We start from the raw sequence: 19,215 nt of genomic DNA, 5'->3' as shown, positions 1-19,215 counted from the left end.
CTCCTAAATAAAATAAATGTTTTTTAAGTAATTAAATTGTACTTTGTCAATATAATTGTACCTTAAAAAAGTGAAAAAAGAAAGAGCAGATATGTTTAAAATAAAAAATTGATTTTTTTCAATATAAGAGGTATATAAAATAGGAAGGAGATACTGATATTGTTATGAATTAGATAAAAGTAAATAAATATTTCATTTTTAGGATAAGGGGGACCGAATGATCAAGAACGAAGATATTTTGTTAGCTAAACAAGGAGATGTTGAATCAATAGAAAAAATAGTCACAGAATATAAAAGTCTTATCTACATAAGAAATAGAACTTTATTTTTAAAAGGTGCAGAACGGGAAGATTTAGTTCAAGAGGGTATGATAGGATTGATGAAAGCTATTAGATCTTTTGATGAAAATAGAAGTGCTTGTTTCAGTACTTTTGCATCTTTATGTATAAAAAGACAGATAATAACAGCAGTTAAAAATTACAATTCAGAAAGAAATAGAAATTTGAATAGTGCGATGCAAGGAGAGGGATATTCTGAAATAGAGGAGTTAATAAGATATAACAATCCTTCCCTTAAGTATTATACTCCAGAACAAATAGTAATTGGAGAAGAGCTTATGAAAACGTTGAAAAAGTTTTTAAGAGTGAATTTAAGTGGTTTAGAAAAAGATGTCTTTTCATATATGGTTAAAGGTTATGGTTATCTAGAAATTGCAGAAAAATTAGAAAAAGAACCGAAAGCGATAGATAACTCTATTCAAAGAATAAAAAAGAAGGTCCTAATTTTTTTAGAAAAATATAATAAAAGTTGACAAAAGTAGTGGAAAATGAATATAATATGTGAAATTTATATTTTAATTAAAGGGAGAAAGTAATGATATTAGAAACAATAAAGAGTCAGAAAATAACTTTTGAACAAAAGGTTGTTACTCTAGCTAGATTAGCAGAAGGAAGTATAGAAGTTTTAAATAAAAGTGAAGCTTTAAAAAAATACATTGAAGATGGGATTATCTGTGATTTATTTGAAGGAAATGCTCCTTACAGACCAAGATATATAGTACCAGACTACGATGTATTTATGCAAAATGGAAGTAAATTTTTAAATCTAGATAAGCCAACAAATATTTGGGAAGCTGTTCATGGATTATTAATACTTTATAAGCATGTTCCTTCAATAACTACAATGCCTGTTTATTTAGGAAATATTGATTATTTACTAGAACCTTTTATTAAAGATGAAGCTGAAGCATATTTAGCTATAAAGCTATTTTTAAAGCATATAGATTCAACTATAACAGATTCGTTCTGTCATGCAAATATAGGACCAAAAGAGACAAAAGCTGGTTTGATAATTTTAAAGGTTATGAGAGAGCTAGAACTTCCAACACCAAACTTAACAATAAAATACACAGAGGAAACATCTGATAAAATAGCGGTTGAAGCGATTCAAACAGCTCTTGTGACAGCAAAACCAAGTTTTGCGAATGATAAGATATTTAGAGATGATTTCAAAGGTGAGTACGGAATTGTAAGTTGTTATAATGGATTAAAAGTTGGAGGTGGAGCAAATACTTTAGTTAGAGTAAGATTAGGAGCTCTTTCAAAGTTGGCTTCTTCAAAAGAGGAATTTTTAACTAAGGTTTTACCAGAAGTTTCAAAAGAGATGTTAGATTACATTGATGAAAGATCGAAGTTTGTAATTGAAGAGAGTGGATTCTACGAAAGTAGTTTCTTAGTTAAAGAGGGAATGCTAGAGAAAGAGAAATTTACGGGGCTATTTGGATTTGTAGGATTAGCAGAGTGTGTAAATAATCTTTTAGGAGCAACAGAGAAAAAAGATAGATTTGGATATTCAGAAGTAGCAGCAGATTTAGCTTTAGAGATAGTAAGAGCGATGAGTAGCTTAGTTCAAAATCATAAAACAAAATATGCAGGAGAGTTCTTTGGAAATACTCACCTATTACACTCACAAGTAGGAATTGATACAGATAGAAACGAAAGTCCAGGATGTAGAATTCCAGTTGGAGAGGAGCCAGAAATATTTGAGCACATAGTTCAATCGGCACCGTTCCACCAATATTGTCCGAGTGGTATCGGAGATATATTCGTATTCGACGAAACATATAAGAGTAATCCAGAGGCTATTTTAGATATAATAAAAGGAGCTTTTGAAACTGATATGAGATTCTTCTCACTTTATAGTGATAATTGTGATGTAGTGAGAGTAACAGGATATTTAGTAAAAAGATCAGAAATGGAAAAGTTAGATAAGGGAGAGCAGGTTCTAAGAGATACAACAATCTTAGGAAAAGGTGCTAGAGATAATGCAAAAGCTTTAGGAAGAAAATTAAGAAGTGAGTAGTATGGAATTATCTGCTAAAATAAATAAAATAATTAAATTTTCAAATGTTGATGGACCAGGAAATAGAATGGCAATATTTTTTCAAGGTTGTAATTTTAATTGTGAATATTGTCATAATCCAGAGACAATAAATGAATGTAAAAATTGTTATCAATGTGTAGAGGTGTGTCCAACATCAGCTCTTTACATAGATGAAAGCAGTGTGAAGTGGAAAGAGAATCTATGCTGTGAATGTGATAAATGTATAAAAATTTGTAAATTTGATGCTTCACCTAAAATTAAAGAATACACAATAAATGAATTGATAAAAGAGGTAACTAAGGTGAAACCTTTTATCAAAGGTGTAACTGTTAGTGGAGGCGAGAGCACACTTCAATATAGATTTATTACAGAGTTTTTTAAAGAGATAAAGAGAAAGTGGTCAAATTTAACTTGCTTTGTGGATACGAATGGAGGTTTAAATTTAAAGGATGAAATGTATAAAGAGTTTGTAGATATAACTGATTTCTTTATGTTGGATGTAAAAGCTTGGGATGAGCAAGAGCATATAGACTTAACAGCAGAAAAAGTTGAAAATGTAATAGAAAATCTTCAATTTTTAAAAAGTATAGAAAAGTTATTTGAGGTTAGAACAGTTGTTGTTAATCAAAAGTTAAACAATAGATTAACAATAAAAAAAGTTTCTGAGATTATATCTAAAACAGATATAAGATATAAAATAATTAGGTATAGACATTTTGGAGTTAGAGAGAAGTTACAAAAAAATCTTTTTTCACCTTCGGATATAGAGTTAAAAGAGCTAGAAGATTTAGCTCAGAGTTTAGAAGTAAAAAACACCCTAATAATTTAGGGTGTTTTTCTTATTATATTTCAATATTAATCAAATTTATATCCAAAACTAAATTGGAAAAGATAGTCATGGGACTCTTGTGCTTTTGATATATTGAACTTAATTGGACCAATAAGGCTTAGATAATTAAGACCAATACTTGCACCTTGAGAATAATCTTTCCAAAGAATAGACTTAGAGTTATCTGAGAAATCTTCATTTACATATTTATAAGTAGCCACATCCCAATGAGTACTAAAATAAAGATTCTCAATAATCTTTTGTTGAAGTCCCAAACTAATTCCAAAAAGAGATGATAGATATTTCTCTTGGAAATAGTATCCACTAAATGAGAATATATTTTGTGAAAGATCATCAGATAATCCTCCTAGCTTAATATATTTATCAGGAAGGATATCATCTCCACTTACATTTCCTCCAAAAAGCTTGGCAGTTAAACTAGTAGTTTCTGTAAGGGGAATATAGTTAGATGAAATATAGTTAGTAGATAAAAAATTAAGGTTATCCTTTCCTAAATTTCCACCCCATCTTTGAGAAGCCTCACCCTTAACTCCTTTAGTAGGAAAAGCTGTAGAGTTAGTTTTATCCCAGTTGATGTTAAAGAAGATATCTCCGTAACTTTTTGAGTATTCAACTGAGTCATCAAAAATATTTTTAATCTCAGACTCTAAACGACTATAGTTTAATGAAGCTCCGTAAGAGAATAAAAATAGATTTGAATATTGAGTTACAAAAGCACTTTCGAGTTTTGTAACTTGGCTTTTATAACTTCCAATTTTATCTTTGTTGTGATAGATAAAAAATGGATTTTCAGAGTAACTTACGCTACTAAGTATTCCAACTTTATTTGAAACACCATAATATGAGAAGTTTTTAAGATTAAGCCCTAAATAATCTCCAAAAGTTGTTTCAATTGTTGATAATGTTCCAATTTTTCCAAAAGAGCTAATATCGGTTCCAATTGAAAATGTAGTTCCATAATCAGTTTGGTAATCGACACCCAATCCTACTATATTAGTCGGCGTCTCTTCTACTTGAAGTTTTAAAGTAGTATCTTTAAAAGAGTAATATATTTTATTAACAAAATTAAGACTATATGTCTTTAGCATTAAATTTTCTAAAGTGTCAGGATTTACACTATTTCCAATTGAGTTTTTAAAAATAGATTGTATAATATCTTTGTGATTTTCATTTTCTGTTTCACTAATAATCTCTAGATTTTCTAATACAAAATTATTTTTAAATTGCAGTGAACTTTTTCTTTTATTTTGTTTAGGTCCAAAAGTTAAAATTTTATCAATTTGCTTCTTAGCAGCAACTTCTCCAAGATTTTTAATCGCTTTAAAATCGTTAAAATCTGTTGTTTTATACTTCGAAACATCAGGATCGATAAGAATTGTAGTTAAGTCACGTTGCTTTTTAGTAGAGCTTGTACTTTGAATAGCAACTATTTGATCAGCAACACTAAGAATGTCATAATCATCTTTTTTCTGTAGTGAACTTCCAACATCTACACCGATAACTATATCAGCTCCTAAATTAAAAGCATCCTCAACAGGGAAGTTTCGAGATAATAATCCATCAACATAATAATTTCCACCAATAACTACAGGATCAAAAATAGTAGGTATTGATATACTAGCTGTAATAACTTGAGCTAAATCTCCACTATTAAAAGCTTTGGCCTTACCTGTGTTTAAGTCAGTTGCAATAATCTCTAAAGGAATAGGAAGTTTTTTAAAGTCTCTTGTTTGCTCAACATTCCATAAAAGATTTTTTAAAGTGAGGTATATCTTCTGTGTATTTCTAATTCCTTTAGGTAATGCAAAGTTAAGTGAGTTATCATATTTTAAAGATAGATTGTAATTTTTCATCAAAGACCTTTGATCAATAGGGATATCTGCAAGATTAGGGCTATCGTTAAAAGTTTCTTGCCAATTGATATCTAAGACAAGTTTTTCAATCTGATCAGCAGTATAACCAGCAGAGTAAAGAGCACCAATAAGAGCTCCCATACTTGTTCCGGCAATATAATCTATTTTAATATTATTTTCCTCTAAAACTTTTAAAACACCAATATGTGCAAATCCTTTTGCACCACCACCACTTAAAACCAATCCTATCTTAGGTTGTTTTTCCTCTTCTTTAAACTTTTCTATTTTTTTAGCTTCTAAAACCTGAATCTCTTTTTGAAGTATTTTAATCTGTTCTTTTAATCTTTTGATTTCGATATCTTCAACTGTTTTAGAGAAGCTAAACGAAAAAGTAAATAAGAGTATAAAAAATAGATATTTCATTTTCATTTTATTCCCCCAAATAAATTTTATTAAACTCTTCGAAGAAGTTAGGGAAAGTTTTAGAAACACAATTAGGATCTAAAATTTTGATATTAGGAACTCTAAGACCGATTAAAGTTAAAGACATGGCCATTCTATGGTCATCGTATGTCTCTAAAAACTCACCTTCATATTCAGTAAAAGGTTTAGGGGTAATTAAAAATCCATCTTGAAACTCTTCGAAATTTCCATTTAATTTTAATATTTCATTTTTTAAAGCGGAAATTCTATCGGTTTCCTTTATTCTCATATTTTCTACATCCCATACTTTTGTAGGAGTCTCAGCAAATAGAGCAACAGCTGCAAGTGTTTGTGCAACATCTGGAATATCATTCATACTAAGTTCAATTCCATTGTAGTTTTCAACTCCTTGTACGGTGATATTTGTTTCGTTAAAAGAAAGGATTTTTAACCCTATTTTTGTTAAAACATTTAAAAATTGAGAATCTCCTTGAATACTATTTTTGAAAAAGTTATTTAATCTAACTGTAGAGTTAGATATAAGGGCCATAGCCAAGAAATAAGATGCTGAAGACATATCTCCTTCTATAAGGTATTCTGATGTAGAGTATTCTTGAGGCTGAATATAGATGCTATTATCTTTTTCTAAAAATTGAATTCCAAAATCTTTCATCATCTTAAGTGTCATATTTATATATGGTTTAGATACAACTCTTCCTATAGTTTTAATCTCAATAGGTGATTTAAAATTAGGAGAAGCCATTAATATAGATGAGATGTATTGACTACTTTTACTGCAATCAATTTCTACAGTTTTTGCAGAAACTCCATTTGCTGTAATTCTTATTGGTGGAAAACCAACTTCATTAAGATATTCAACTTTCACTCCAAGCTGAGTTAGAGAATCTACAAGATCTTTAATCGGTCTTACATTCATCCGAGCGTTTCCATAGAGAACAGCTGAGCCTGTTCCTGTTGCAAGATATGAACTTAAAAATCTCATCGCAGTTCCAGCATTTCCTATATAGATTTCAAGGTTTTCAAATTTTGGATTTTTATTTCCTTTAATTTTTAAAGTCTTGTTTTGTAAATCGAGTTCAATATCATTATTTAATGCTTTTAAAGCTTCAATCATATATTTGGTATCATCACTTAAAAGTATATTTCTCAAAGTTACATTTTTTCCAGAAAGAGCTGAAAGAATAAGTGCTCTATTAGTAATAGATTTTGAACCTGGAATATCAACAGTAACATTAAAATTTGTACTGGGTTTTGGTTGGAAATAGTTCATAGAAAACTTCAACTCCTTAAAATTTTTTTCATTTAAATTATAGCAATTTTTCCCCAAAAATAATACAACAAAAATATCTTTATCTAGAGTTACAAGCAAATTGACAAAAACTCAAATAAACGGTATAATTACAGAAAAGTTAAATAAGACTATATATAATATAGTTTGGAGGAAATGATTATGGAAATGAAAGATATCATAGAGATGGTTAATTACTTTTCTAATCAAGCTAAAAAAAGAGAGCTAACAGCAGAAGAAAAGCTTGAAAGAGAAAAGTATAGAAAGTTATATTTAGAACAGTTTAAAGCACAAGTAAGACAGAAATTAGACAGCATCGAAATTGTCGATGAAGCAAAAATGATATAGGGGGATAAAAATGAAGCAACTAGTAAAAACTCTTTATAGAGAAACAGAAAAATGTATCAACCAGGAGATAGAGATTTCAGGTTGGGTAAGAAAGATAAGATCACAAAAAAACTTTGGGTTTATAGAGATAAATGATGGAAGTTTCTTTAAAGGTGTTCAAATTGTATTTGACACAAATTTACCTAACTTTGATGAGGTATCAAGATTATCAATATCATCATCAATAATTGTAAAAGGTATTTTAGTAGCATCGCAAGGTGCAGGACAAACTTTTGAAATTCAAGCAAAAGAGATTGAAGTTTTCCAAAAAGCTGATTTAGAGTATCCATTACAAAATAAAAGACACTCATTTGAGTTTTTAAGAACAATAGCTCACTTAAGACCAAGAACAAATACATTCTCAGCAGTATTTAGAGTTAGATCGGTATTAGCTTATGCAATTCATAAGTTCTTCCAAGAAAATGGATTTGTATACACTCATACTCCAATCATAACAGGATCAGATTGTGAAGGTGCAGGAGAGATGTTTAGAGTTACAACTTTAGATTTAAATAACGCTCCTAAAACTGAAGCTGGAAAAATAGATTTCTCACAAGATTTCTTTGGAAAAGAGACTAACTTAACAGTAAGTGGACAACTAAATGGAGAAACTTATTGTTCAGCATTTAGAAATATCTATACATTTGGACCGACATTTAGAGCTGAGCAATCAAATACTTCAAGACATGCTGCAGAGTTCTGGATGATAGAGCCTGAAATTGCATTTGCTGATTTAGAAGCAAATATGGATTTAGCAGAGGATATGATCAAATATATCGTTAAATATGTAATGGATGAGTGTCCAGAAGAGATGGAGTTCTTTAACCAATTCATAGAAAAAGGGTTATTTGACAAGTTAAACAACGTATTAAACAGCAACTTCGGAAAAGTAACATACACTGAAGCTGTAGATATCTTAATAAATTCAGGAAAGAAATTTGATTACCCAGTTAAATGGGGAATCGACTTACAAAGTGAGCATGAAAGATTCTTATCTGAAGAGTACTTTAAGAGACCAGTGTTTGTAACTGATTATCCAAAAGATATAAAATCATTCTATATGAAATTAAATGCTGATGGAAAAACAGTAAGAGCTATGGATTTATTAGCACCTGGAATTGGAGAGATCATCGGTGGATCTCAAAGAGAGGATAGCTTAGAAATTTTAGAGGAAAGAATGGCTGAAGTAGGATTGAAATCAGAAGATTATGGATTCTATTTAGATTTAAGAAGATATGGAAGCTTCCCTCATTCAGGATATGGATTAGGATTTGAAAGAATGCTTATGTACATAACAGGAATTACAAACATAAGAGACGTAATTCCATTCCCAAGAACTCCAAATAACGCAGAGTTCTAATTCGGAGAATAAAATAATGATACTAAAAATACTGATTTTTCTAGTTGTAATTTCTTTGATTTTTTATATAGTAACATATCCTTATAATTTTAAATTAGATAGAAAACTAAAAAGAGTTCTTAGTTTTCCACAAGTTGAAAAAATTATAAATGTAAAACATAAGTATTCAGAATTTTCAAATGAAGAGTTCGAAGCTGAGTTTATCTTAGAGGAACATTTCTTGAAGAGTAGTTATACAGAAGAGAAAATGAGGTTTTTGATTTTAAAACCGAAAAAATTAAAAGCTAATCCTTTATGTCTAGTTTTATTACATGGAATAAGAGATAGATGTGAAGATTGGCTTTATAAAGCTAAGATAAGAGAAAATTATTTAACATTAAAGAAAAAAGGAAGAATAGATGATGTGATATTTATTCTTCCAGATTCTGGATATAAGGGTGAGAGTTGGTATAGTAACTTTTATAAAGATGATATTCATCAATATGAAGAGTTTTTTTCTAAAGATTTGACTAAGTTTATAGAGGACAGATATCCTGAATCTATTAAAGGGATAGGTGGATTTTCTATGGGAGGCTACGGTTCTTTAAAGATAGGTCTTAAAAATTTAGATTCATACCATGTTATAGCTAGTTTTTCAGGTGCTATTAGTTTAATTAGAATGAGTATTAATCGAAGAGTAATGAGGATATTTAGATATCTATATGTACCGAGATTTTTATTTAATGATGTTAATAAAGCTCATTTTGTAAAAGTTTTTAGTCCTTGGGGCTATAAAATTTTAAAAAATGATCCATATAGTATTATAAAAATAACTGAACCAGAAAAATTTAGAGATAAAAAGTTCTACTTGAGTGTTGGATCTGAGGATAAAAAACCATATTTAATGTTCCAGCAATGGCTTGATGTAATTGGCAGAGCTAAGAAATATAATTTAGATTTTAAAGGAAAGATATATGAAAATGAATATCATACTTGGGATTATATCTCTAAAGATATTTATAATTTTTTGAAATTTTTTACAGATGAAACAAAAAAGGGGAAGTAAAAATATGAAAAACTTATTAATTTTAAGTATAGGATTGCTTTTTACTGGATGTTTTTCTGTGGGGTTAAGAGGAGATTATAGAAGTTATCAAAATGATTTTTACAATTTAGTTTCTAAACCGATAAAAGAAAAGGACAGAAAAGAGTTAGAGAATCAATTCAAAGAATTAAAAACTAGAATTTCTGTAGGAGATTTTTCTAAAAAAGACAAAGAAAATCTTTTGAAAGATATAGATTATTATTTAATGGTATTAGAGGATTTAAAAGATTAAGGCTTGAAAATATTTCAAGCCTTTTTTGTTAGAATTTTTTAATTTATTTTGAAAAGATGATTCATTTTTTCTCTTTTAGTTTTTAAATAGTGTGAGTTACAAGCGTTAGATGGAAACTCAATTTGAGTTCTATTAGTGATTTTAATTCCATATCTCTCTAAATCATCAATTTTTTTAGGATTGTTTGTCATAAGATTTATAGTTTTAATATCTAGAAGTTTTATCATCTGAGCTGCAACAGCAAAATCTCTAAGGTCTGGAGCAAAACCTAATAAAGTGTTAGCTTCAACAGTATCTTTTCCTTGAGCTTGAAGTTCGTATGCTTTAATTTTATTAAGTAAGCCGATTCCTCTTCCCTCTTGTCTCATATAAAGCAGAGCACCAGAACCATGTTCAACTATACTCTGTAAAGATCTATCAAGTTGACTACCACAATCACATTTTAAAGAACCAAAAGCATCTCCAGTTAAACATTCCGAATGAACACGAATAAGAACGTCATCTTTATCTTTGATATCTCCGAAAACAAGAGCTACATGCTCTTTAAAGTCAATTGTATTAGAGAATCCAATAAGTCTAAATGTTCCATGTTTTGTAGGAAGAGGAGCTTCACAAACAAGTTCAGTTTGAAGTTCATGAGTTTTTCTATATTGAATTAAATCTTCAATAGTAATCATTTTTAAATCATGAATTTTACAGAATTCGATTAAATCCGGAACTCTAGCCATTTCACCATCTTCTTTTATAATTTCACAGATAACACCACATCCATTAAAACCTGCTAATTTGGCTAAATCAACAGAAGCTTCAGTATGCCCGGGTCTTTCTATTACACCGCCATTTTTAGCTATCAGAGGGAATATATGCCCGGGTTTTTTGAACTCTTTTCCAGAAGTGGCTTTAAAACTAAGATCTTTGATAGTATTGTATCTATCTTCAACAGAGATTCCAGTTGTTGTTCCATTAAGAGAATCCACAGAAACTGTAAATGCTGTTCCATGAGAATCGCTATTATTATAAACCATAGGAAGTAATTCTAATTCAGAGGCTCTTTTCTCTTCAATAGGAACACAAACTAGACCTCTTCCATATTTAATCATAAAATTTATATTTTCTTTAGAGATTATATCTCCAATACCAACAAGGTCACCCTCATTTTCTCTATTTTCATTATCTACAACAACGATAAGTTTACCATTTTTTAAATCGTTGATTGCATCTTCTATTTTATTGAACATAATTTGTTCCTCCTTTAATAATTAGAAAAAACCATTTTCAGCTAAAAAATTTTTAGAGAGATTTGATTTAGGTTTTTCATCATTTTGTTCTCTACTCAGGAGCAATTTTTCAAGATGTTTACCAATAAGATCTGTTTCAACATTTATATTTTGCCCAATGTTTTTAAATCCAAGAGTAATAGATTTTTGAGTATGTGGTATTAAAGAAACGGTAAAGGTTGTATCAGTTAGAGATGCAACAGTTAAAGAGGCTCCATCTAAAGTCACTCTACCTTTATAAACAACATATTTCATAAATTCTTTTGGAATTTCAACAGTATATTTTTTTGCAAATCCATCACTACAGATATCAGTAATTTTTCCAGTACAGTCAACATCACCAGTTACTAGATGTCCGCCCAAATAGGATTGCAAAGTAAGAGATTTCTCTAAATTTACAAGTGAACCAATTTTAAGTTCGTTTAATCCCGAAACTCTAAGAGATTCATTCATAACATTTGCTGTAAAAGAGCTTGAAGTAGTTTCTACTACTGTTAGACAAACTCCATTTGTTGCAATGCTATCACCTAGCTTTACATTGGTTAAAACCTTATTACAAGAAACGGTGATGTTAGCTCCTGCAGAAGTTTTTTCAATAGAAATTATTTTTCCAAGTTCTTCAACTAAACCGGTAAACATCCTTCCTCCTTATAAAACTCAAACCCAATATTATTATCATAAAGATTTATTTTAATATTGTCTAAATTGAAAGCACTATTGATGTTTAGAGGTGAAAAATCCGATATGAATGGAACTGCAGAGTTGTCGCCTAAAATTTTGGGTGCAATCATAATCTCTCCTCCATCAAATAGATTTTCTTTAAAAAATGAACTGATAACTCCACTTCCACCTTCGACAAGAATAGAATCAATATTATATGAGCTTATTTTTTTTAAAATATCTTTTAGATTTTCATCATCTGAAAATGTAATAAATTTAATAAAGAAATCTTTTTCTAATTTTTGAAAAAGTTCTTTATCCATATTTTTTTTATTAGTGATGATAAATGTTTTTTTGTCAGAATTATTTTGAATAATTTTATAATCTTCATTAATAATCAGATCTTTGTCTAGAATTAATCTATATGGATTTCGATTTCCAGAAGTTTTACATGTAAGAGAAGGATTGTCTTGAATTACAGTATTAGCTCCAACTAAAATTCCAGAAAAGAAATTTCTATATTTTTCAACTTTTTCTCTAGCTAGAGAGTTTGTTATCCATTGAGAAGAGTAATTTCTAGTAGCGATTTTACCATCTAATGTAATTCCAACTTTTAAGAAGATATAGGGGATTTTTTCTTTGATAAACTTAAAAAAAACTTTGTTTAAATTTATAGCTTCTTTTTCTAAAATACCTATAATAACTTCAATACCCGCATCTTTAAGTTGTTTAATTCCTCGCCCGCTAACAAGAGGATTGGGATCAAGAGTAGCGATAACACATTTTTTTATATTAGATTTTATAATAAGTTCTGTACACGGTGGAGTTTTTCCATAGTGAGAACAAGGTTCTAATGTAACGTATAGAGTAGCTCCTTCAGTGATAGTAGCATTTGAGATAGCATTTACCTCAGCATGCGGACCACCGAAAATTTGATGATAACCTGTAGATAAAATCTCATCATTTTTTACAAGAACAGCTCCAACAAGGGGATTTGGATTAACAAATCCAAATCCTTTCTTAGCTTCTTCTATAGCTATTTTCATAAAATATTCATGCATAATTATGCCTCAGATATAGTTCTAATAAGATTAACAGTTTCAATAGCAGAGATTCCAGCGTCGAATCCTTTGTTTCCAGCTTTAGTACCTGCTCTCTCAATAGCTTCTTCAATAGAGTTTACTGTTAGAACTCCAAATATTACTGGAATTCCAGAATCTAGAGATACTGATGCAACTCCTTTTGATACTTCAGAACAAACATAATCAAAGTGAGGTGTAGCTCCTCTAATAACAGCTCCAAGAGTGATAACAACATCAAACTTATTTGTTTCTACCATTTTCTTTGCGATAAGAGGAATCTCAAAAGCTCCAGGCACCCAAGAAACATGTATATTTTCTTCGTTAACAGAGTGTCTTTTAAGAGCATCAACTGCTCCTCCTAAAAGCTTAGAAACAATAAATTCATTGAATCTAGCACAAACGATTCCCACCTTTAAATTTTCTCCTACAAAATTACCTTCATAAATTTTTACCATTTTAGTCCTCCTCAAATTTTTTATAAAAAAAAACCGAAGATAGACTTCGGGCTAAAAAAGCGATAGCTTAGAAAAATTGTGCATAAAAAAAACACTTCTTCCATCCAGACTATACTGTCGGTTTTGGAGTTTCACCAAATCAAACCCGAAGGTTTCGCGGACTATAACCGCCGGTCGGGAATTGCCAAAATTGGCTCACCCTGCCCTGAAGTTTATCTATCATATTTTAATATTGTTGATTTGATTATAAAACATATTTTCTTGTTTTGTCAATAAATTATTTATACTTTCTATTTAGAGCCTTTAAAATAGCAAAAGTTTCAAGGTCAAAAACTCCATCTACTTTTCGAGGTCTAAAGTGCATTTGGAAAGCTGCAATAACTTTTTTACTTTCTAAATCCCATACGTCAGTTGAGTTAACTGTGTATCCGTATTTTTCAAGTTCTTTTTTTAATGCTACAACTGAATATGAATCAAAAAGTTTTTGTGAATAGTAGTGATTAAAATCTTTTGAGTTATACCAAGCACCAACTCCATAATTATCGTAAAGATGTTTCCAAGGGAATTTTGGTCCAGGATCAAACTTTCTTGTTGGAGCGATATCTGAATGCCCTAAAACATATTTAGGATTAATTTTATACTTTGCAGTAAGCTCTTTAAGTAGCATTCCAATCTTGAAGATTTGTGCATCATTATACGGATAAAACATTGTGATATCAACCATACCCTCTTTTAAGTCTGAAGTTTTTTGTTTGCTAGCATTTGAATAGCCTAAGTTAGAGATTTCAATACCAATTGAATTATCATTTAGGTTTTTATAGCCATCAAAAGAACTTACTCCAGCATGCCATGCTCTTTTAGTGTCTGGAACTAAAGAATAAACGGAATCCTCTCTTTTTTGTGTAACTAAATAGTGTGAGCTGACATTATTTTTTGTTAAAGCAGTTATAGAACGCTCATCGTTTAAGGCTGTGTAGTGTAAAATAACAAATCTAACTCTTTCGTTATATGATTTTGATTTGTATTTAGACGAATTCACGCTGTATTTTAGCGATGTGCACGAAGATAAAACAAGGGTAAAAAGTAAAAAAATCATTTTTTTTAGCATCAAAAAGAACCTCCTCATCTTTAGTATAAATTGATTATATAACAAAATGTCAAAAAAATCCAAAAAAACCTAAAAAACATTTGAAATTAATTGGTTTATATGATATAAATGACTGTACTTAATTACAATAATGAAGCATTTTAGGAGGAAAATATAATGACAAAAAAAGAGTTTGCGAAAGTATTATTTGAGAAAGGTGTATTCTCTTCAAAAGCTGAAGCGGAAAGAAAATTAGATTCAGTTCTAGTTACAATAGAGGAAACTTTACAAGCTGGAGAAGAAATTAACTTCATCGGATGGGGAAAATTTGAAGTAGTTGAAAGACCAGAAAGAACAGGAAGAAATCCTAAAACTGGAGAAGAAATTAAAATAGAAGCTAAGAAAACTGTAAAGTTCAAAGCAGGAAAGTCTTTAGTAGACAAAATGAACTAATAGTTCTTTGTAAAACCGAGAAAAATCTCGGTTTTTTTTTATTTCTTTTATAATCCCTATTGACTTATTGAAAAATATTAGCTATATAAGTATTAATGTAAAAAATCTCTTAAAAAATAGGAGGAGTAATATATGATTAGTTATGAAATGAGTGAGATTAGGAATATAACTCTGTTAGGGCATCGTGGAAGTGGAAAAAGTAGTTTAGTAGAGGCCATGCTATACATATCTAATACAACCTCTAAAATGGGAAGTGTAGACTTAGGAAACAGTATATCAGATTTTGATAAAGAGGAAATGAAACAAGGTTTTTCAATAAACACATCAATTATACCTTTGGAGTATTTAGGCTATAAGTATAATATATTGGATACGCCAGGATATTCAGATTTTACAGGAGAAGTATCGTCAGCTTTAGCAGTTTCAGGAGGAGCAGTTTTAGTAGTAAATGGGGCTGCAGGAGTAGAGGTTGGAACAGAAAGAGCTTGGAGAATGTTAGAAGAAGCAGGAATACCTAGAGTTATTTTTATAAATAAAATGAATAAAGGTGTGCATAATTATGAAAAGTTACTTTATGATATGAAAGAGAAATTTGGAAAAAAAGTAGCACCATTTTGTATTCCAATAGGATTTGAAGAGGAGTTTAAAGGCTTTGTAAACGTTATTGATTTAAAGGGAAGAATATTTAATGGTGAAACATGTGTAGATGCTCCTATTCCTGAAGATATAGATATTTCTGAAGTTAGAGGCTTATTATTAGAAGCTATTGCAGAAACAGATGAAAACTTGTTGAATAAATATTTTTCAGGTGAGGACTTCACAGAAGAGGAGATAAGAAAAGGGTTGCATGACGGAGTTGTATCAGGAGAGATTGTTCCAGTGATAATAGGTTCAGCAAGCAATGGAATAGGAGTTAGAACACTATTTCAGATGATGTATAATTATCTACCTACTCCACAAGAGGTAAACGGTGGAACAAAGAGTGGATATATGGTAAATAGTGATGAAAAAATAGAGAGAGAAGTTAATATAAATGAACCTTTCTCAGCTATTGTTTTTAAAACAATAGTTGATCCGTATATAGGGAAAATATCTTTATTTAAAGTTAATTCGGGAAAAGTAAAAAAAGATGATGAGGTTTTAATTTCAAATAAAAATATAAAAGTCCGAATAGGAAATATCTCATTTTTTAGAGGTGCTAAACAAATACCTGCTGATGAAGTTAGTGCAGGGGATATAGGAGCTGTAACAAAGCTTCAAGAGGTTCAAACAGGAGATACACTATGTGATAAGGAAGATGCTATTGTGTATAGTGTTATTGATTTTCCAAAGCCTTGTTTATATATGTCAATTGTTCCAAAAGAAAAAAGTGATGATGATAAACTAAGTGGGGCGATTCAAAGATTATTGGATGAAGATCCATCGTTTTCTATAGAAAGAAACTTTGAAACGAAGGAGTTTATAATAGGTGGACAAGGTGAAAAGCATTTAAATATATTATTGAACAAACTTCAAAATAAATTTGGTGTGAACGCTTTGCTGAAAGAGCCTGAAGTCTCTTATAGAGAAACTATAAAAAATAGTATCGAAGCTCAAGGGCGTCATAAGAAGCAATCTGGAGGAGCAGGGCAGTTTGGAGAGGTATTTATAAAGTTTGAACCACATATAGATGAGTTTGATTTTAAAGATGAAATTCGTGGAGGTGTTGTTCCTAAAACTTATATTCCAGCAGTGGAAAAGGGATTGATAGAAGCAAAAGTAAAAGGAAAATTAGCAGGTTATCCTGTTATAAATATAAAAGCAACGTTATATGACGGATCATATCATCCCGTAGATTCAAATGAGATATCTTTTAAACAAGCCGCTATTTTAGCTTTTAGAAAAGGTATGGAAACTGCAAAATGTGTTTTGTTAGAGCCGATAGTGAAGATGCAGATAGTAGCTCCTGATGAGTATATAGGGGATATAATGGGGGATATGAATAAAAGAAGAGGGAAGATCTTAGGTATGGAACCTAAAGCTTATTCAGAGCAACTATTAACGGTTGAAGTACCAGAAAGTGAGATTTTAAAATATGCAATAGATTTAAAATCTTTGACACAGGGGAAAGGAAGATTTGAGTATAATTTCTTGAAGTATGAAGAGCTTCAAGATAACTTAGCACAAAAGATAATTGAAATTAGAAAAGGATAAAAAAAGCTCTGAACTTTGATTGAAGTTCAGAGCTTTTTCAGTATTAAAATAACTCTTTTTTGAATAGAATCCAAGTTATGAAGATACCACATGCAATTGCAACTAAGACAACCCATAGGAAACCATAGGTGTCACTAGCAAAAGGCACTCCACCAACGTTCATTCCCCATAGACCAGAAACAACAGTCGGAATAGCAAAGACTATTGTTATAGATGTAAGCTTTTTCATAACAATATTCAAGTTGTTTGACATAACTGTAGAGAAAGCATCTCTAGTACTACTTAAAATACTTGAATAGATATTAGCCATCTCAATAGCTTGTTTCGTTTCTATAATTACATCTTCTAAGAGTTCTAAATCATCTGGATATCTTTTAACTATTTCAGTTCTCATCATTCTTTCTAAAACTGCTTCATTAGATTTTAAAGAGGTTGTAAAATAAACCAAACTTTTTTCTAATTCTAGAAGTAACATAAGTTCTTGGTTTCTAAGATTATTTTTTAGTTGTCTTTCAATATTGTCACTAATTCTACCAATCTGCTTTAGGTAAAGTAGGAAATATGTAGAGTTTCTAAATAACATTTGTAGAATGAATCTAGTTTTTTTAAAGGTAAAGAAACTTTTAATTCTTCCTTGAACAAACTCCTCTATAAGAGATAATTTAACAGTTGAGACTGTCAATATGTGATCTTTCAGTAGAATAATCCCTAAAGGAACCGTTGTGAAAGAGCAACGGTTATTTTCATCATGAATAGGGACATCTATTATAACTAAGATGATATCGTCATCAATTTCTAAACGGGCTTTCTCCTCTTCATCTAGAGCTGCTCGAATATGTTCTTCAGGAATATCAAAACTATTAGTAACGACTTTAATCTCTTCTTCAGTTGGATTTGAAAGATGAATCCAAGTATTTTTTTCAGTAAGTTTTTCAACTTCTAAAGTTTCAGAAATTGAAAAAAGTTTTTTTTCTAAAATATCATTGTGACTTTTATAAATTTTTATCATAGAACCACCTAACTTTAATTTTTTTAGTCTCTTAAAGCCAGAGGCATTAAAATATATTTATAAGAGCTATTATCTCTTTCTGTAATTTCAAACATTGCTGATGATGAATTTCCTTTTATAAAAACATTATTGTTTAAGTTTTCAACAAACTCAAAAAGGAATTTAACATTAAGAGAGCATTTGAAATCATCTCCTAATTTTATCATATCAACTTTTTGATTAATCTTAGCTTTTCCAGAAGATGCTGAGATTGAAAGTTTTTTACCTTTAAATTCCAAGATAGCACCATTTTTTGATTCGTTACTTGTTCTAGCAACAGTTAAAACTTTTTTTAAAGCACTTTTAAAATCATTATAATTAAACTCCATCTCTTTACTGAAACTATTTCCACAAAGAATAGCATCAAAGTTAGGGAATGGAAGAGTCGTTATCTTAGTTAGGAAATATGTATTTTCCCATAAGAAGATTAAGTTATCTCCACTAGCTCCGATAAGAATATCTTCGTTTAAATCTTTTATAAGTTTACATAAAATATTTACAGATTCAAGTGGAATAGAGAAATCTCTATCTAATAAAGCGTTAGTATCTGTTTTTAAATATGTCAATCTATATGAATCTGTTGAAACAAACGAAATACGGTCTTGTCTAAAAAGTACTTTTATACAGTTGATAGCTAAATTTTCTGCAGAAGGTGCAACAGAGAATTTAGTTTTTTCTAAACTTTTGAACAGTTCTTGTGGTGATATCTTAGCAACTTCGTCTATAACGGGTAACTTTAAATTTTCAGGAAAATTATCGTTATAAAGCAGAGTGAATTCAGCTAAATGAATTGAAAGAATATCATTTTTAGATGAAAGAGAGATTATTTCATCATCTAAAAGCTTTATATACTCTAAAGCTAGATTCGGTTTAAATATAACTACTCCATCTTCGATTGTTTCACAATGAATAGTTTTTATATAGTTAATATCTAAATTTGTTCCAGTAAAAGTTACTTTACCGTTATTAGATTCTATTTTTAAACCTGAAATAATAGGTTTGATTGGATTATCTTTTAAGATATTAATAAATTCAGAGAAAATTTCAATTAAGTCATTTCTTCTAATATTAAAATTCATG

General features: G+C 29.9%; 18 protein-coding genes and 1 riboswitch. Of the genes, 9 read left to right on the top strand and 9 right to left on the bottom strand.

Annotated elements, in window-relative coordinates; genetic code table 11:
• The first annotated feature begins 217 nt into the window (after positions 1-217).
• The 3 genes from Q0O83_RS03660 to Q0O83_RS03650 all read left to right on the top strand — a co-directional run bounded on the left by Q0O83_RS03660 (position 218) and on the right by Q0O83_RS03650 (position 3,211).
• On the top strand, positions 218-811 hold the full coding sequence (locus tag Q0O83_RS03660) for a sigma-70 family RNA polymerase sigma factor (RefSeq protein WP_294094260.1): 594 nt from the start codon (positions 218-220) through the stop codon (positions 809-811).
• Positions 812-873: 62 nt separating this feature from the next.
• The gene (locus tag Q0O83_RS03655) at positions 874-2,361 is read left to right on the top strand and encodes a YjjI family glycine radical enzyme (protein ID WP_294094259.1); all 1,488 of its coding nucleotides are present in this window, start codon (positions 874-876) and stop codon (positions 2,359-2,361) included.
• A gap of 1 nt (position 2,362) precedes the next feature.
• Positions 2,363-3,211 carry a YjjW family glycine radical enzyme activase gene (locus Q0O83_RS03650; protein ID WP_294094351.1) on the top strand — a complete coding sequence of 283 codons (849 nt, stop codon included), beginning with the start codon at positions 2,363-2,365 and terminating at the stop codon, positions 3,209-3,211.
• 26 nt (positions 3,212-3,237) lie between these two features.
• On the opposite strand, the gene Q0O83_RS03645 is transcribed toward Q0O83_RS03650, so the two are convergent.
• Positions 3,238-5,514, bottom strand: a complete 2,277-nt coding sequence (locus Q0O83_RS03645) for a patatin-like phospholipase family protein (RefSeq protein ID WP_294094257.1) — start codon at positions 5,512-5,514, stop codon at positions 3,238-3,240.
• Between the two features lies 1 nt (position 5,515).
• A complete protein-coding gene (aroA, locus tag Q0O83_RS03640) occupies positions 5,516-6,799 on the bottom strand; it encodes a 3-phosphoshikimate 1-carboxyvinyltransferase (protein WP_294094255.1) in 1,284 nt (427 codons plus the stop codon).
• A 180-nt stretch (positions 6,800-6,979) separates the two neighbouring features.
• Here aroA and Q0O83_RS03635 point away from each other — a divergent pair, with 180 nt between their 5' ends.
• The 4 genes from Q0O83_RS03635 to Q0O83_RS03620 are packed head-to-tail and all read left to right on the top strand — an operon-like array spanning position 6,980 to position 9,880.
• Positions 6,980-7,165, top strand: coding sequence for a DUF896 domain-containing protein (locus Q0O83_RS03635; RefSeq protein WP_047384160.1), 186 nt, complete (start codon positions 6,980-6,982; stop codon positions 7,163-7,165).
• A gap of 10 nt (positions 7,166-7,175) precedes the next feature.
• The gene (asnS, locus tag Q0O83_RS03630; protein WP_294094254.1) at positions 7,176-8,564 is read left to right on the top strand and encodes an asparagine--tRNA ligase; all 1,389 of its coding nucleotides are present in this window, start codon (positions 7,176-7,178) and stop codon (positions 8,562-8,564) included.
• Between the two features lie 16 nt (positions 8,565-8,580).
• Positions 8,581-9,609, top strand: coding sequence for an alpha/beta hydrolase-fold protein (locus Q0O83_RS03625; protein WP_294094252.1), 1,029 nt, complete (start codon positions 8,581-8,583; stop codon positions 9,607-9,609).
• Positions 9,610-9,613: 4 nt separating this feature from the next.
• Positions 9,614-9,880: a hypothetical protein gene (locus tag Q0O83_RS03620; RefSeq protein WP_294094250.1), complete on the top strand. Its 267-nt coding sequence runs from the start codon at positions 9,614-9,616 to the stop codon at positions 9,878-9,880.
• A gap of 38 nt (positions 9,881-9,918) precedes the next feature.
• Here the strand turns inward: Q0O83_RS03620 and Q0O83_RS03615 are convergent, their stop codons facing one another.
• The 5 genes from Q0O83_RS03615 to Q0O83_RS03595 form a co-directional block, all read right to left on the bottom strand.
• The gene (locus tag Q0O83_RS03615; RefSeq protein ID WP_294094249.1) at positions 9,919-11,118 is read right to left on the bottom strand and encodes a bifunctional 3,4-dihydroxy-2-butanone-4-phosphate synthase/GTP cyclohydrolase II; all 1,200 of its coding nucleotides are present in this window, start codon (positions 11,116-11,118) and stop codon (positions 9,919-9,921) included.
• Positions 11,119-11,139: 21 nt separating this feature from the next.
• Positions 11,140-11,796 carry a riboflavin synthase gene (locus tag Q0O83_RS03610; RefSeq protein WP_047384169.1) on the bottom strand — a complete coding sequence of 219 codons (657 nt, stop codon included), beginning with the start codon at positions 11,794-11,796 and terminating at the stop codon, positions 11,140-11,142.
• On the bottom strand, positions 11,781-12,863 hold the full coding sequence (gene ribD / locus Q0O83_RS03605) for a bifunctional diaminohydroxyphosphoribosylaminopyrimidine deaminase/5-amino-6-(5-phosphoribosylamino)uracil reductase RibD (RefSeq protein WP_294094247.1): 1,083 nt from the start codon (positions 12,861-12,863) through the stop codon (positions 11,781-11,783). Before ribD ends, Q0O83_RS03610 begins: the two co-directional genes overlap by 16 nt.
• A 17-nt stretch (positions 12,864-12,880) precedes the next feature.
• Complete coding sequence (gene ribE, locus Q0O83_RS03600) at positions 12,881-13,354, bottom strand: 6,7-dimethyl-8-ribityllumazine synthase (RefSeq protein WP_294094245.1); 474 nt, start codon at positions 13,352-13,354, stop codon at positions 12,881-12,883.
• Between the two features lie 88 nt (positions 13,355-13,442).
• Positions 13,443-13,571: riboswitch (FMN riboswitch) on the bottom strand.
• Positions 13,572-13,631: 60 nt separating this feature from the next.
• On the bottom strand, positions 13,632-14,462 hold the full coding sequence (locus Q0O83_RS03595) for an N-acetylmuramoyl-L-alanine amidase (RefSeq protein WP_294094244.1): 831 nt from the start codon (positions 14,460-14,462) through the stop codon (positions 13,632-13,634).
• Positions 14,463-14,618: 156 nt separating this feature from the next.
• Between Q0O83_RS03595 and Q0O83_RS03590 the strand changes: the two genes are divergently transcribed.
• Together Q0O83_RS03590 and fusA are read left to right on the top strand one after the other, a co-directional pair.
• Positions 14,619-14,894, top strand: coding sequence for an HU family DNA-binding protein (locus tag Q0O83_RS03590; RefSeq protein WP_023049818.1), 276 nt, complete (start codon positions 14,619-14,621; stop codon positions 14,892-14,894).
• 132 nt (positions 14,895-15,026) lie between these two features.
• Complete coding sequence (gene fusA / locus Q0O83_RS03585; protein WP_294094243.1) at positions 15,027-17,087, top strand: elongation factor G; 2,061 nt, start codon at positions 15,027-15,029, stop codon at positions 17,085-17,087.
• 43 nt (positions 17,088-17,130) lie between these two features.
• Here fusA and Q0O83_RS03580 read toward each other — a convergent pair whose 3' ends face one another.
• A complete protein-coding gene (locus Q0O83_RS03580; protein ID WP_294094242.1) occupies positions 17,131-18,096 on the bottom strand; it encodes a magnesium transporter CorA family protein in 966 nt (321 codons plus the stop codon).
• 23 nt (positions 18,097-18,119) lie between these two features.
• On the bottom strand, positions 18,120-19,214 hold the full coding sequence (locus Q0O83_RS03575) for a DNA polymerase III subunit beta (RefSeq protein ID WP_294094241.1): 1,095 nt from the start codon (positions 19,212-19,214) through the stop codon (positions 18,120-18,122).
• Position 19,215 lies beyond the last annotated feature (1 nt).

Origin of the sequence: uncultured Cetobacterium sp., from assembly GCF_945952365.1 — a bacterium.
Lineage (GTDB): Bacteria > Fusobacteriota > Fusobacteriia > Fusobacteriales > Fusobacteriaceae > Cetobacterium_A.
Note: the sequence above shows the minus strand (reverse complement) of the source record. Positions and strands in the feature narration are given on the sequence as shown.

Coding starts and splice junctions, on each gene's coding strand:
- ribE (WP_294094245.1), bottom strand. CDS start 13,354: ATGGTAAAAATTTATGAAGGTAATTTTGTAGGAGAAAATTTAAAGGTG.
- Q0O83_RS03635 (WP_047384160.1), top strand. CDS start 6,980: ATGGAAATGAAAGATATCATAGAGATGGTTAATTACTTTTCTAATCAA.
- aroA (WP_294094255.1), bottom strand. CDS start 6,799: ATGAACTATTTCCAACCAAAACCCAGTACAAATTTTAATGTTACTGTT.
- Q0O83_RS03610 (WP_047384169.1), bottom strand. CDS start 11,796: ATGTTTACCGGTTTAGTTGAAGAACTTGGAAAAATAATTTCTATTGAA.
- ribD (WP_294094247.1), bottom strand. CDS start 12,863: ATGAAAATAGCTATAGAAGAAGCTAAGAAAGGATTTGGATTTGTTAAT.
- Q0O83_RS03650 (WP_294094351.1), top strand. CDS start 2,363: ATGGAATTATCTGCTAAAATAAATAAAATAATTAAATTTTCAAATGTT.
- Q0O83_RS03625 (WP_294094252.1), top strand. CDS start 8,581: ATGATACTAAAAATACTGATTTTTCTAGTTGTAATTTCTTTGATTTTT.
- Q0O83_RS03575 (WP_294094241.1), bottom strand. CDS start 19,214: ATGAATTTTAATATTAGAAGAAATGACTTAATTGAAATTTTCTCTGAA.
- Q0O83_RS03655 (WP_294094259.1), top strand. CDS start 874: ATGATATTAGAAACAATAAAGAGTCAGAAAATAACTTTTGAACAAAAG.
- asnS (WP_294094254.1), top strand. CDS start 7,176: ATGAAGCAACTAGTAAAAACTCTTTATAGAGAAACAGAAAAATGTATC.
- Q0O83_RS03580 (WP_294094242.1), bottom strand. CDS start 18,096: ATGATAAAAATTTATAAAAGTCACAATGATATTTTAGAAAAAAAACTT.
- Q0O83_RS03615 (WP_294094249.1), bottom strand. CDS start 11,118: ATGTTCAATAAAATAGAAGATGCAATCAACGATTTAAAAAATGGTAAA.
- Q0O83_RS03595 (WP_294094244.1), bottom strand. CDS start 14,462: ATGCTAAAAAAAATGATTTTTTTACTTTTTACCCTTGTTTTATCTTCG.
- fusA (WP_294094243.1), top strand. CDS start 15,027: ATGATTAGTTATGAAATGAGTGAGATTAGGAATATAACTCTGTTAGGG.
- Q0O83_RS03620 (WP_294094250.1), top strand. CDS start 9,614: ATGAAAAACTTATTAATTTTAAGTATAGGATTGCTTTTTACTGGATGT.
- Q0O83_RS03590 (WP_023049818.1), top strand. CDS start 14,619: ATGACAAAAAAAGAGTTTGCGAAAGTATTATTTGAGAAAGGTGTATTC.
- Q0O83_RS03645 (WP_294094257.1), bottom strand. CDS start 5,514: ATGAAAATGAAATATCTATTTTTTATACTCTTATTTACTTTTTCGTTT.
- Q0O83_RS03660 (WP_294094260.1), top strand. CDS start 218: ATGATCAAGAACGAAGATATTTTGTTAGCTAAACAAGGAGATGTTGAA.